The organism is Klebsiella sp. Shm-1, from assembly GCF_040804525.1.
GTDB lineage: Bacteria > Pseudomonadota > Gammaproteobacteria > Enterobacterales > Enterobacteriaceae > Klebsiella > Klebsiella pneumoniae.
This window is the reverse complement of the sequence record NZ_CP161823.1, coordinates 4,057,979-4,070,826: the sequence shown is the minus strand read 5'-3', so window position 1 is coordinate 4,070,826 and position 12,848 is coordinate 4,057,979. Positions and strand designations below refer to the sequence as shown.

Sequence of the window (12,848 nt, the reverse complement as noted above, 5' to 3'; positions counted from 1 at the left end):
GCCCTCCCACATCTGCGCTGCTGGTTTTTTCTCCAGCTCTATGTCAGGTATTCTGGCAGTCAGGGGCCATCATCAGTATCAGATTGCTGGTAATTGCCGTCCAGGAATAATCCTGTTTTCGCCGTTGTGTTAACTGCGCCACAGGAGCACAAAAGGGAGAGCGGCGTCGCAATCCAGCAACATTCTCCATATCGCTACAGACCGCCGCGGGCGGCTATGCGAAGATGCGTTTTTTGCTGTTGGAGGCCGCATGAAGCTCACTGATAAAATTCGCCGCGATTGGCACTACTACGCCGTGGCGCTGGGGTTGATTTTTATTCTTAATGGCGTGGTGGGGCTGCTGGGGTTTGAAACTCAGGGGTGGCAATCCTACGCCGTCGGTCTGATCACCTGGGTCATTAGCTTCTGGATTGCGGGCTTTGTGATCCGCCGCCGCCCGGCAGAAGAGGCCTGAGGCCGCCGCTGCCAGGCGGGGTAAAACGCGTTTTAGTTCATGGAGGTTTTCAGCGCCCGGTCCGCGGCATGGCGCTCCAGCGCCAGCTCAATCAGGCGGGTGATCAGGCTGGTGTAGTCGAGACCGCTGGCCTGCCACAGCTTCGGATACATGCTGATGTTGGTAAAGCCCGGCAGGGTGTTGATCTCGTTGATCACCACCTCGTTGTCGGCGGTGAGGAACACGTCGACACGAGCCATGCCGCTGCAGCCCAGGGTCTGGTAGGCCTGCACCGCGATAGCGCGAATTTTGTCGTTGATCTCAGGGGCGATAGCGGCCGGGACTACCACCTGCGCGCCCTGATCGTCGATATACTTGGTGTCGTAGGCGTAAAACTCGCTGTTGAGGACGATTTCACCGCAGGTGCTGGCCTGCGGGTGGTCGTTACCCAGCACCGCACACTCAATTTCCCGCCCTTTAATGCCTTGCTCCACCACCACTTTATGGTCAAATTCGAAGGCCAGGGCCACCGCCTGATGGTACTGCTCTTCGTTTTTAACTTTGCTGACGCCAACCGACGAGCCCTGATTAGCCGGCTTAACGAACAGCGGCAGGCCAAGCTTCGCTTCGACATCGGCAAAGCTGAACTGCGCGCGGTTGGCGCGGGTGAGTGTGATAAACGGGGCGACGGCGAGCCCGGCGTCGCGCAGCAGACGTTTGGTCACGTCTTTGTCCATACAGGCCGCAGAGCCCAGCACATCGGAGCCGACGAACGGCAGATTCGCCATGCGCAGCATCCCCTGCAGGGAGCCATCTTCACCCAGCGTGCCGTGGACGATCGGGAAAATCACATCGATGGCCGCCAGCGGTTGGCCGCTTTCGGCGTTAATCAGCTGCTGCGCTTCGCGGCCCGGGATCTGCGCCAGAGTCACCGTGGAAGGGCGCAGGGCAATGCGGGCAGGATCCTGTGCGTTGAGCAGGTAGTTGCCGGCGTCGTTGATATGCCACAGCCCCTGTTTATCAATACCCAACAGAACCACATCGAAGCGCGATTTATCAATCGCTTCCACGATATTCTTCGCTGACTGCAGCGACACTTCATGCTCCGCCGACTTGCCGCCAAAAACGATCCCAACCCTCATCTTTGCCATTTCAACTTCCATCCAGATAACATCAAAGGGCATAACATACCATGTGAAACCGCTGCCTGGCTGCCATAATATTTACCTGATCAATTGACGGGAGTGGGCGTGAGAGGAAAGACGCTGCTGGTGCTGGCCGGGCTGCTCGGCGCGGGCCTGTTGGGATACCGCAATCTGCCGCCGCACCTGAATCCGCTGGCGCCGCTGGCGCTGGACGATCCCCCGGGCTGGCTGACGTCGTTTAAGCTGCGCAGGCTGACGGCAGACCAGTGCGCCTCCCTGCTGGCGGAAGCCAATCGCCGGCGGCTTATCGCCAGCCGGCCGGTGGCCGACAGCGAGGGAAGCTGCCCTCTGCGTAACGTGGTGCGGGTGGCGAATTTTGGCTCGGTGCAGCTGAGCAGTAGTTTTCTCGCCAGTTGCCCGCTGGCGCTGAGCAGTGCGCTGTACATCGAGCAGCAGGCGAAGCCGCTGACCCGGCAGCTGATGGCGAGCGATCTGCGTCAGATCGATCATCTCGGCAGCTTTGCCTGCCGCAATATTTACCATCGTCAACAGGCGCGGCGCAGTGAACACGCCACGGCGGACGCGCTGGACGTCAGCGGTTTCCGTCTGGCGGACGGTAGACGCGTTAGCGTCCTGCAGGGCTGGCGGAGCGAGACTTCGCGCCCCTGGCTGGCGGCGCTGTTGAGCAGCAGTTGCCATTACTTCGGTAACGCGCTGGGGCCAGAGTACAACGCGGCTCACGCCAACCATTATCATTTCGGCATGCGCGGGCAGGGCTTCTGCTTTTGAGCATAAAGCGCTATGAGCAGCCTAAATGACCAGAAAATGCTTCGTCAGGCTCTCATCCGCAGCCATAAAACACCAAACTCACCGCCAGCGCATCTATGGTAGTACACCAGTGGGATGAAATTGCTAAGCTAGATAATAATTGGCAAATCATTAATGAATACGCGTAGTTATGGAATCCTGGAAGGTTAATCTCATCTCCGTCTGGTTTGGTTGCTTTTTTACCGGCCTGGCGATTAGTCAAATTCTCCCCTTTTTACCCCTCTACGTCTCCCAGCTCGGCGTCACCTCGCATGAAGCGCTATCGATGTGGTCGGGGCTGACCTTCAGCGTCACTTTTCTTGTCTCGGCGATCGTCTCGCCAATGTGGGGAAGCCTGGCGGACCGTAAAGGCCGCAAGCTCATGCTGCTGCGCGCCTCGTTGGGGATGGCGATTGCCATTTTACTGCAGGCTTTCGCCACCAACGTCTGGCAGCTGTTTATCCTGCGGGCGATCATGGGCTTAACCTCCGGTTATATTCCCAACGCCATGGCGCTGGTGGCCTCCCAGGTGCCGCGCGAGCGCAGCGGCTGGGCGCTAAGCACGCTGTCAACGGCGCAAATTAGCGGGGTGATCGGCGGTCCGCTGCTGGGCGGTTTCCTGGCGGACCACGTCGGGCTGCGGATGGTCTTTTTTATTACGGCGATCCTGCTGACCATCAGTTTTCTGGTGACCCTGTTTCTGATTAAAGAGGGCGTTCGCCCGCAGGTCAGCAAAAGCGAGCGTCTCACCGGGAAACAAGTCTTTGCCTCTTTGCCCTATCCGGGGCTGGTGATCAGCCTGTTCTTCACCACCCTGGTGATCCAATTGTGCAACGGCTCAATCGGCCCGATTCTGGCGCTGTTTATTAAGTCGATGGCGCCGGACAGCAACAATATCGCTTTTCTGGCCGGGATGATCGCCGCGGTGCCCGGCGTGTCGGCACTGATTTCTGCGCCACGGTTGGGTAAGCTTGGCGACCGCATCGGCACCTCGCGGATCCTGCTGGCGACGCTCTGCTGCGCGGTGGTGATGTTCTTCGCCATGTCCTTTGTCACCACCCCGCTGCAATTGGGTACGCTGCGTTTTCTGCTCGGCTTTGCCGATGGCGCGATGCTCCCGGCGGTGCAGACCTTATTGCTGAAGTACAGCAGCGACAGCGTCACCGGGCGTATCTTTGGCTATAACCAGTCGTTTATGTATCTGGGCAACGTCGCCGGGCCGCTAATTGGCGCCTCTGTGTCAGCCATGGCCGGCTTCCGCTGGGTGTTTATTGCCACCGCCATTATCGTTTTCATTAACCTCTGGCAGCTGGCGTGGATGCTGCGCCAAACCCGCCGGGCTAACGCCTGAACCTCTGCTGACGGTATTTATTGCGATACCGTCAGCATTATTCGCCGTCAGCGGATTTACTATTACTTTTTGTTATCGTCATGGCGTGAACGCTATTCCATTTTATTATTTTCCAGGCAATCTGGTTATAAGTAACCCCGGTCATGATTAAACAATACTATTTATAGTGGTATTTTATTGTGGTAAAACGTTTCGCTGTATATTGGGTGTTGCGATGATTCTTAATTTAAGTAATTCTGAGGTCCGTCATCGCGTATGACATCCCAATCAAAACAGGCCTCGCATAAGGAACTGGTGCTATGAAGAATCTCATTGCTGAGTTACTGGTTAAACTGGCGCAAAAGGAAGAAGAAGCAAAGGAACTGACGGTGCAGGTTGAAGCGCTGGAGATCGTGGTCACCGCATTATTGCGCCATATGGAGCATGATGCCCAGCAGGCATTGATTCAGGATATTGAACAGGCGATTGACCAGGTGACGCCCTGTCCGCCGGTCAACGACCATGATGCGATGCTGCTGCAGCAATATCTAAAGAAGCTGTTGCGGCATCCTCGTAGCTAGTCTTTGTGACACGACAAGGATGCCGTCATTTTTCTGTCATCTCCCTTTTATAAAGTCTCCCTCGTTTTGTTTTTTTAAGTATTTTTTACATGGAGATGACAAAAGTGAAATTAAGCGCCCTGTTTATTGCCCTGATTCCTCTACTGGGCTCGCCGGTTATTCATGCAGAAACTACTGCTGCGCCGGTTCTGGAAAATCGCGCTGCGCAGGGAGATATCACCACTCCTGGCGGCGCGCGTCGTTTAACAGGCGATCAAACCGAAGCGCTGCGCGCCTCGTTAATCAATAAGCCAGCTAAAAACGTTATTTTGCTGATTGGCGATGGCATGGGTGATTCGGAAATTACCGCTGCGCGAAACTATGCCGAGGGGGCGGGCGGTTTCTTTAAAGGAATTGATGCTCTGCCGTTAACCGGGCAGTACACGCATTATTCGCTGGATAAAAAAACCGGGAAACCGGACTACGTGACCGACTCGGCGGCCTCCGCAACCGCCTGGACCACCGGCGTGAAGACTTATAACGGCGCGCTGGGCGTCGATATTCATGAGAATTCGCATCAGACCATCCTCGAGCTGGCGAAAGCGGCGGGGCTGGCCACCGGCAACGTTTCCACCGCCGAGCTGCAGGACGCCACCCCCGCGGCGTTGGTAGCGCATGTGACATCGCGTAAATGCTACGGCCCGACGGTTACCAGCGAAAAATGCCCCAGCAATGCGCTGGAAAAAGGGGGCAAAGGCTCCATTACCGAACAGCTGCTGAACGCCCGACCGGATGTCACCCTGGGCGGCGGCGCGAAGACCTTTGCCGAAACGGCGACGGCGGGCGAGTGGCAGGGCAAAACCCTGCGCGAGCAGGCGCAAGCGCGCGGCTACCAGATTGTGACCGACGCGGCTTCTCTTGCCGCCGCGACGGAAGCCAGTCAGGATAAACCGCTGCTGGGACTCTTTGCCGATGGCAATATGCCGGTACGCTGGGAAGGGCCGAAGGCGTCTTATCACGGTAATATCGATAAGCCGCCGGTGACCTGTACGCCAAACCCGAAGCGTGACGCCTCGGTGCCGACGCTGGCGCAAATGACGGAGAAAGCGATTGACCTGCTGAGTCGCAACGAGAAAGGTTTCTTCCTGCAAGTCGAAGGCGCTTCCATCGATAAGCAGGACCATGCGGCCAATCCGTGCGGCCAGATCGGCGAAACGGTTGATCTTGACGAAGCGGTGCAGAAGGCGCTGGAATTCGCGCGAAAAGACGGTAATACCCTGGTGATCGTCACCGCCGACCATGCGCATGCCAGCCAGATCATCCCGGCGGATAGCAAAGCCCCGGGGCTGACCCAGGCTCTGAACACGCACGATGGCGCGGTGATGGTGATGAGCTACGGCAACTCTGAGGAAGAGTCGATGGAGCACACCGGCACCCAACTGCGCATTGCGGCCTACGGTCCGCATGCGGCTAACGTCGTCGGCCTGACCGATCAGACCGACCTGTTCACGACCATGAAAGCTGCCCTGAGTCTCAAATAAGTCGCTGCCGGTGGCGAAATTGCGTCACCGGCTGGTTTTTTTTCTATCTGCGTCCAGACTTACAACGTTCCACTCACAGAAGGATGGTGCGATGAAAATAACTTTATTGATGACCCTACTGTTTGGCTTGATCTTTATCAGCGCGGTTGGCGCGGCAGAAAAAACGCCCACTCCTCAGCAGCAAAGGATGACGGACTGCAATCAGCAAGCGTCAGCCAAAATGCTGAAAGGTGAGGAGCGCAAAACCTTTATGAGCCAGTGTCTGAAAAAAGAGACCACGACCTCGCAGGGAAAGGCGCTCACCCCTCAGCAGCAGAAAATGAGCGACTGCAGCAAAGCGGCCACGGCGAAATCACTGAAGGGCGATGAACGCAGTACCTTCATGAGTAGCTGCCTGAAGAAAGCCTGAAAAAAAGGGAGCGCTCGCGCTCCCTTGTTCTTTAACCTCTCAGGGCTTGAAGCCCGCCGGCTCAGCTTCAGGAGCGGCTCAGTTTCTCTGATTTTTCCATACACTGGGTGATGGCTTCGATTACCGCCGAGCGGAACCCTTTCTCTTCCAGCACGCGCACGGCTTCGATGGTGGTCCCGCCAGGGGAACAGACCATATCTTTCAGCGCCCCTGGGTGTTCTCCGCTCTCCAGCACCATTTTGGCGGAGCCCATCACCGCCTGGGCGGCGAATTTATAGGCCTGAGCGCGCGGCATTCCGCCGAGGACGGCGGCATCGGCCATCGCTTCGATAAACATAAAGACATAGGCCGGCGCCGAACCGCTTACCCCCACCACCGGATGGATCATCGGCTCGGCAATTTGCTCCGCCTGGCCAAAGCAACGGAAAATAGTCAGCACTTCGGCAACATCTTCGCTGCTCACCAGGGCGTTAGGCGTGACGGAGGTCATACCGGCGTTAACCAGCGACGGCGTATTCGGCATCGCGCGAATGATTTTGCGATCGTGGCCAAGGGCGCGCGCCAGCTGCTCAAGCGTAACGCCGGCGGCGATAGAGACCACCAGCGACTCTTTATTCAGGCTGGAGGCGATATCGCCCAGCACTTTGGTCATGATCCCCGGTTTAACCGCGCCGAAGACGATATCGGCAATCTGCGCCACTTCCTGGGCGCTGCTGGCGGCGTTGATGCCATACTGGTCGCGCAGAGCTGCAACCTTGTCCGGCGACGGGGTGTAGACCCAGATTTGTCCCGGCTGTACCTGACCGCTGGCGATCAGCCCGCCCAGAATGGCCTTACCCATATTGCCGCAGCCGATAAAGCCAATTTTCTTATCCATCACCATTCCCCTCTGCTTTTTTCGTTACGATCTGATTAGCTTACCATCCTGGCGCTTTCCTGGGGGAGAAAAGCAGGTAACATTGGCGTCACTTATTGCAGGTAACAGGAGCTGGCATGGCCATTTGGGTGGATGCGGACGCGTGTCCGAACGTGATTAAAGAGATTTTGTTCCGCGCGGCAGAGCGGACCCAGACTCCGCTGACGCTGGTGGCGAACCAGCCGCTGCGCGTGCCGCCGTCGCGTTTCATCCGCACCCTGCGGGTTGAGCAGGGTTTTGACGTGGCGGATAACGAAATCGTTCGCCAGTGCGCGGCGGGAGATTTAGTGATCACCGCCGACATCCCGCTGGCGGCGGAGGTGCTGGCGAAGGGCGGGGCGGCGCTGAATCCGCGCGGGGAACGTTACAGCGAGGCGACGATCCGCGAGCGGCTGACGATGCGGGATTTTATGGAGACATTACGGGCCAGCGGTGTTCAGACCGGCGGCCCGGATAGTTTATCGCAGCGCGATCGGCAACAGTTTGCCGCCGAGCTGGAGAAGTGGTTGCTGGCGGTTAAGCGTCGCCAGGGTTAAACCCAGCTATCGTCATCGCTGCCAAAATCATCGTCGCCAAAGCCGGCGTCGAAGTCGTCGTTCCAGGTATTGTCGGCAAGGAACTGATCGTCTCCCTGGCGGAACGGATCGTCACCTGCGGTGGTGTCCTGCGCGATGCTGTCCTGCGCGGAGGCGGCATCAGGCTGCGGCTTCTCTTCGATGATATTGACTATCTCCTGCGGGTGCGAGCCGCTGAACATATTGGTCAGCATATTGCCCAGCACCACGCCGCCTGCCACGCCAGCGGCCGTTTGCAGCGCGCCCGCCATAAAGCCGCCGCCGCGTGCGGCAGCCTGCAGGGCATAGTTCTGCTGCGGTGGTGGCGTATACTGCGGCTGGGCGCTGGCCTGCGGGCGACCATATTGCTCCGCGCCCGGGATAGGGTCAGAACCGCGTGACGAGCCGCCACCGCCAAACAGGCCGGAGAGGAAGCCGCCGCTGCTGGGCTTTGCCGCCTGCAGTTGGCTGACCTGACTCTCCAGCGCCTGGATGCGATCGTTAAGCTGTTTAATCGCGGCTTCCTGGATAAGAATGGTTTGCGCCATATAGTAGGGGGCCGCCGGCTGCGCGCTCACGTGTTGGGCAATCCGCTCCTCGGCGCTGGCATCGCGCGATGCGCTGTGCGCCTCAGCCTCTTTCAGCCGGGAAAACAGTCCATCAATAAGGCGTTGTTCTTCAGATTGCATGTTACATTCCTCTGTCACACTGTCGAATAGGCATCAGGGTGCTTCTGAAACATGATGTTGTAAATATGTTGCTTCGTAAAGCTATGCATAAATGTGTTACCGTTTACGCCAGCGGTGGATAAAAAATAACGCCAAGCGGAAAGTAAAGCTGGTTAAACACTAAATGCAATGATAAGTTTACATTAATAGCCCCTTTTCTCACCGTGGTAATGGGGTGTAAAGAAGTTTTGTAATTTTTTCTTTACGTATGCATTGCGGGACAGACAGCGATAATACGTGCTTTCGTTTTCATTTTTTTGCGACAGACGGAACCAGGGGGTCTTCGGTTATGACACAGCCTATCTTTCTTATTGGGCCACGCGGCTGCGGTAAAACCACCGTCGGCCATGCGCTGGCGCGAGCGCGGCATTTTCAGTTCTCCGATACCGATCATCGGCTACAGGCCCATGAGCAGCGGACGGTGGCTGAGATCGTGCAGGCGGAAGGGTGGGCGCGTTTTCGCGAACTGGAGACCCTGTCGCTGAAGGCCGTGACCCTGCCGAATACGGTAATCGCCACCGGCGGCGGCATTGTGCTGGCGGAAGGTAACCGTCAGTTTATGCGGGAGAATGGCGTGGTGATTTATCTGCAGGCCTCGGTGTCGGCGCTGATTGACCGTCTGGAAGCCTACCCGAAAGCCGAACAGCGGCCGACGCTGACCGGAAAACCGGTGCGCGAGGAAGTGGGCGAGGTGCTGGCGCAGCGCGAAGCGTTATACCGGGACGCTGCCCACCATATTGTGGATGCCACGGCCTCGCCGGATCGGGTGGTGGAGCAGATTATGTCCATGCTATGCAGCGCGACGGCAACCCCGGTAAGTTAAGAATTTACTTACATTAAGGCGGCGAGGGGCGCCTATACTTAATAGTTCTGCTACCAGAAGAAGGAAGAACTATGCCAAACAGGCCCCCATATCCGAGAGAAGCGCGCGTGGTTGCGGTAGAGAAAGGTCCTCAGGGTCAGACGGTGACCTGGTATCAGCTCCGTGCGGATTATCCTGAGCCTGATTCGCTTATCAGTGAACATCCTACCGAGCAGGAAGCCGTGGATGCCAAACGGCGTTATGAAGATCCTGACAAGTCGTAACCCCCTGAGCCCGAATTGCCCGCCATGCTGGCAATATCGGGCGTATCTCACATTTTTTATTTATCAGTCGTACTAATGAATATCTAACACACGGATTTTTCAGGCACGGCGCCGCCGCCCGGCAATCTTTACATTCAACCGCGGCGTGGAGCTGCTACGCTTCTCGACGGTTGATTTTTACTCACCAGGGGGGCGGATGCTGTGTGTGGAAAGCCTGTGTTGAAGCAGTGGTTGTGAAAAGGTACATGATATGAGTAGTGCAACGATGGCAATTTTGACCATCGGCGTTGTGCCGCTGGCGGGAGTATTGCCGCTCCTGACCGAACATATCAGGGAAGAACAGATCGCCCACATCAGCCTGCTGGGCGAGATGACGCCTGACGAGGTAATGGCCGAGTACGCCGTAGGTGACGGCGAGAAAGGACTCCTGACCTTGCTCAGTAATAACCAGTTGGTGATGGTGTCGCGACAGAAAATTGAACGCGATGTCCGCAGCGCGATCGCGATGCTGGATCGACAACATTATGATGTGATCCTGCTGCTCAGTTCCGAACAGCTGACCGGTTTTACCACCCACCACGCGATCCTCCTCGAGCCGCAGCGGATCATCCCGCCGCTGGTGGCATCGATCGTCGATGGGCACCAGGTAGGGGTGATCGTGCCGGTGGAAGAGATCATGCCCATGCAGCGGCAAAAGTGGCTCTCGCTGGAAAAGTCGCCATACTACGCGCTGGCCAATCCGTTTACCGGCAGCGACAGCGAGCTATTAACCGCCGGCAAAACGCTGCTGGAGCAGGGCGCCGACGTGCTGGTCCTCGACTGTCTCGGTTACTATCAGCATCATCGCGATGTGTTACAAAAAGCCCTCGATGTTCCGGTTTTGCTGTCGAATGTGCTGGTTTCCCGACTGGCGGCAGAACTATTGGTCTAATGTGTTAATTTCACGTGACAGGGGCAAGGAGCGCCCCCTATATTGAGCCTTTAACCGACGATCAGAAGGGCTTGTTTATGCTTCAAAGCAATGAATACTTTGACGGAAAAGTGAAATCCATTGGCTTCACCAGCAGCAGTACCGGTCGCGCCAGCGTTGGCGTGATGGCGGAAGGGGAATACACCTTTGGTACGGCGCAGCCGGAAGAGATGACGGTAGTCAGCGGGGCGCTGAATGTCCTGCTGCCGGGTGAGACTGAGTGGAAAGTTTACGCTGCCGGCGAAGTTTTCAATGTGCCAGGCAACAGTGAATTTCATCTACAGGTGGCTGAGCCAACCTCTTATCTGTGCCGCTATCTGTAAGCCAGCGTGACGCCCGGCGCCTGCCGCCGGGTTGTTTTTTCCTTCCTGCCCGGCAGGAAGGAAAGCGGCGCTTAGCGCTGCGCTTCGCCGCCGAGCCCTTCCACCAGGCTTTGGATCAGGGCAGCCAGCTCGCCGGTCATTAAGATAAAGTCGGCGTCAAAGCGCTGGGCGAAATCTTCCCGATCGATATCTTCGTTTTGGTCGCGCAGTTCATCGCAGAACTTGAGGCGCTTAATTGACGCGTCGTCGCAGATCACAAACTGAATACGCTGCTGCCAGTCCAGCGCCAGCTTGGTGACGACCTTCCCGGCCTCAATGTGTACAGCGATTTCGTCGCTAACCAGATCCTGCTTCTTGGCGCGGATCACGCCGCCATCTTCCAGCATCGCTTTCAGCTCGGCTTCGTCCAGCAGCTGGAAGCCCTGCGCCACGGTGCCGGAGCGGACCCACTCGGTCAGCGTTAGCTCAATCGGATTCTCCAGGGTCAGCGGCACCACCGGCAGCGAGCCGAGGGTTTTACGCAGCAGGGCCAGAGTATCTTCCGCTTTCTTCGCGCTGGCGCAGTCGACCATGATCAGGCCGTTGACGGTGTCGATCCACATCATTGTCTGGCTGAAGCGGCTGAAGGCGCGCGGCAGTAGCGAGTGCAGCACTTCATCTTTCAGGGAATCTTTCTCGGTCTTCTTCAGCTTGCGGCCCTGATCGGCTTCCAGCTTCTGGATCTTTGCCTCCAGCGCCTGCTTAATCACCGGCGACGGCAGGATCTTCTCTTCTTTACGCGCGCAGATAATGATCTGGCCGTTTGCCGTATGCGTCAGCGCGTCGCTGTGCGATCCCATCGGCGACACCCAACCGGTTTTCGCCATATCCTGGCTGCCACAAGGGGTAAATGTCAGCTCGGCCAGCTGTTTTTCCATCTCCTCGGCGCGCAATTCGATATCGCGGCTGAGACGGTAAACCATTAAATTTTTGAACCACAGCATGATAATTTCCACGGCTTTGTCGTTAAATCAGGCGGGCATGATAGCGAATTGTCGCTATGCTTGCATTGTTAATCGGGGTGAGGAGCTGAGCGTGCGTATTGGTATTGATTTAGGTGGAACAAAAACCGAAGTGATAGCCCTGAGCGACCAGGGAGAGCAGCTGTTTCGCCACCGGTTACCCACGCCGCGGGAGGACTACCGGCAAACCATCGAGACCATCGCCACTCTGGTGGCGATGGCCGAGCAGGCGACCGGACAGCAGGGTACCGTGGGGATGGGCATTCCTGGCTCAATTTCGCCTTATACCGGGGTGGTGAAAAACGCCAACTCGACCTGGCTCAACGGCCAGCCCTTTGATAAGGACCTCAGCCTGCGCCTTGAGCGGGAAGTCCGGCTGGCTAACGATGCCAACTGTCTGGCGGTGTCGGAAGCGGTGGACGGCGCGGCGGCGGGGGCGCAAACGGTATTCGCGGTGATTATCGGCACCGGCTGCGGCGCCGGGGTGGCGCTCAACGGGCGGGCGCATATCGGCGGCAATGGTAACGCTGGCGAATGGGGACATAACCCATTGCCGTGGATGAACGACGATGAGCTGCGCTACCGTGCGGAAGTCCCATGCTACTGCGGCAAACAGGGGTGTATCGAAACCTTTATCTCCGGCACCGGTTTCGCCACCGACTATCAGCGGCTGAGCGGCAAAGGGTTAACCGGCAGCGAGATTATGCGCCTGGTGGGAGAAGGTGACGAAAAGGCTGAACTGGCGCTGAGCCGCTATGAACAGCGGCTGGCGAAATCGCTGGCCCACGTGGTGAATATCCTCGACCCGGACGTTATCGTGCTGGGCGGCGGGATGAGCAACGTCGAACGGCTGTATCAGACGGTGCCGGACCTGGTGAAGCAGTGGGTCTTCGGCGGCGAGTGTGAAACGCCGATCCGCAAAGCGATGCACGGCGACTCCAGCGGGGTACGCGGCGCGGCCTGGCTGTGGCCGCTCCAGGGGACCTGAACCGCTTCCCCGCACCCGGACCCTCTCCCTCGAGAGAGGGTTAGGGTGAGGGGACAT

At 57.6% G+C, this 12,848-nt stretch carries 16 protein-coding genes; 12 read left to right on the top strand and 4 right to left on the bottom strand.

The window, feature by feature from the left end; translation table 11 throughout:
- Positions 1–250 precede the first annotated feature (250 nt).
- Positions 251–454, top strand: coding sequence for a DUF2754 family protein (locus AB1E37_RS20015; RefSeq protein ID WP_002890215.1), 204 nt, complete (start codon positions 251–253; stop codon positions 452–454).
- A gap of 32 nt (positions 455–486) precedes the next feature.
- Here AB1E37_RS20015 and ddlA read toward each other — a convergent pair whose 3' ends face one another.
- Positions 487–1,584, bottom strand: a complete 1,098-nt coding sequence (gene ddlA / locus AB1E37_RS20010) for a D-alanine--D-alanine ligase (protein ID WP_004151348.1) — start codon at positions 1,582–1,584, stop codon at positions 487–489.
- A gap of 99 nt (positions 1,585–1,683) precedes the next feature.
- Here ddlA and AB1E37_RS20005 point away from each other — a divergent pair, with 99 nt between their 5' ends.
- The 5 genes from AB1E37_RS20005 to AB1E37_RS19985 all read left to right on the top strand — a co-directional run bounded on the left by AB1E37_RS20005 (position 1,684) and on the right by AB1E37_RS19985 (position 6,225).
- A complete protein-coding gene (locus AB1E37_RS20005; protein WP_009307896.1) occupies positions 1,684–2,367 on the top strand; it encodes an extensin family protein in 684 nt (227 codons plus the stop codon).
- A 169-nt stretch (positions 2,368–2,536) separates the two neighbouring features.
- A complete protein-coding gene (locus AB1E37_RS20000; protein WP_002890219.1) occupies positions 2,537–3,736 on the top strand; it encodes a multidrug efflux MFS transporter in 1,200 nt (399 codons plus the stop codon).
- Positions 3,737–4,035: 299 nt separating this feature from the next.
- Positions 4,036–4,296, top strand: coding sequence for an anti-adapter protein IraP (iraP, locus tag AB1E37_RS19995; protein WP_002890221.1), 261 nt, complete (start codon positions 4,036–4,038; stop codon positions 4,294–4,296).
- A gap of 89 nt (positions 4,297–4,385) precedes the next feature.
- Positions 4,386–5,816: an alkaline phosphatase gene (gene phoA, locus AB1E37_RS19990; protein WP_032418436.1), complete on the top strand. Its 1,431-nt coding sequence runs from the start codon at positions 4,386–4,388 to the stop codon at positions 5,814–5,816.
- A gap of 91 nt (positions 5,817–5,907) precedes the next feature.
- Positions 5,908–6,225 carry a PsiF family protein gene (locus AB1E37_RS19985; protein ID WP_002890225.1) on the top strand — a complete coding sequence of 106 codons (318 nt, stop codon included), beginning with the start codon at positions 5,908–5,910 and terminating at the stop codon, positions 6,223–6,225.
- Positions 6,226–6,292: 67 nt separating this feature from the next.
- Here AB1E37_RS19985 and proC read toward each other — a convergent pair whose 3' ends face one another.
- Positions 6,293–7,102, bottom strand: a complete 810-nt coding sequence (proC, locus tag AB1E37_RS19980) for a pyrroline-5-carboxylate reductase (protein WP_002890227.1) — start codon at positions 7,100–7,102, stop codon at positions 6,293–6,295.
- Positions 7,103–7,218: 116 nt separating this feature from the next.
- Here proC and AB1E37_RS19975 point away from each other — a divergent pair, with 116 nt between their 5' ends.
- Complete coding sequence (locus AB1E37_RS19975) at positions 7,219–7,677, top strand: YaiI/YqxD family protein (RefSeq protein WP_002890230.1); 459 nt, start codon at positions 7,219–7,221, stop codon at positions 7,675–7,677.
- On the opposite strand, the gene AB1E37_RS19970 is transcribed toward AB1E37_RS19975, so the two are convergent.
- Complete coding sequence (locus AB1E37_RS19970) at positions 7,674–8,384, bottom strand: DUF2076 domain-containing protein (protein ID WP_367776851.1); 711 nt, start codon at positions 8,382–8,384, stop codon at positions 7,674–7,676. The two genes, AB1E37_RS19975 and AB1E37_RS19970, sit on opposite strands and share 4 nt — an antisense overlap.
- A gap of 328 nt (positions 8,385–8,712) precedes the next feature.
- Between AB1E37_RS19970 and aroL the strand changes: the two genes are divergently transcribed.
- The 4 genes from aroL to ppnP all read left to right on the top strand — a co-directional run bounded on the left by aroL (position 8,713) and on the right by ppnP (position 10,802).
- Positions 8,713–9,246 (top strand): shikimate kinase AroL, encoded by a 534-nt coding sequence (aroL, locus tag AB1E37_RS19965; protein WP_002890276.1) that lies wholly within the window; start codon positions 8,713–8,715, stop codon positions 9,244–9,246.
- 71 nt (positions 9,247–9,317) lie between these two features.
- Positions 9,318–9,509: a YaiA family protein gene (locus AB1E37_RS19960; RefSeq protein WP_002890278.1), complete on the top strand. Its 192-nt coding sequence runs from the start codon at positions 9,318–9,320 to the stop codon at positions 9,507–9,509.
- A gap of 250 nt (positions 9,510–9,759) precedes the next feature.
- Positions 9,760–10,440: an AroM family protein gene (locus AB1E37_RS19955; RefSeq protein ID WP_004144619.1), complete on the top strand. Its 681-nt coding sequence runs from the start codon at positions 9,760–9,762 to the stop codon at positions 10,438–10,440.
- A gap of 77 nt (positions 10,441–10,517) precedes the next feature.
- Positions 10,518–10,802, top strand: coding sequence for a pyrimidine/purine nucleoside phosphorylase (ppnP, locus tag AB1E37_RS19950; RefSeq protein WP_002890284.1), 285 nt, complete (start codon positions 10,518–10,520; stop codon positions 10,800–10,802).
- Positions 10,803–10,873: 71 nt separating this feature from the next.
- Here ppnP and rdgC read toward each other — a convergent pair whose 3' ends face one another.
- Positions 10,874–11,785, bottom strand: coding sequence for a recombination-associated protein RdgC (rdgC, locus tag AB1E37_RS19945; RefSeq protein WP_002890285.1), 912 nt, complete (start codon positions 11,783–11,785; stop codon positions 10,874–10,876).
- Between the two features lie 91 nt (positions 11,786–11,876).
- On the opposite strand from rdgC, the gene mak reads away from it, so the two are divergent.
- A complete protein-coding gene (mak, locus tag AB1E37_RS19940; RefSeq protein WP_002890286.1) occupies positions 11,877–12,791 on the top strand; it encodes a fructokinase in 915 nt (304 codons plus the stop codon).
- The last annotated feature ends 57 nt before the right edge of the window (positions 12,792–12,848 follow it).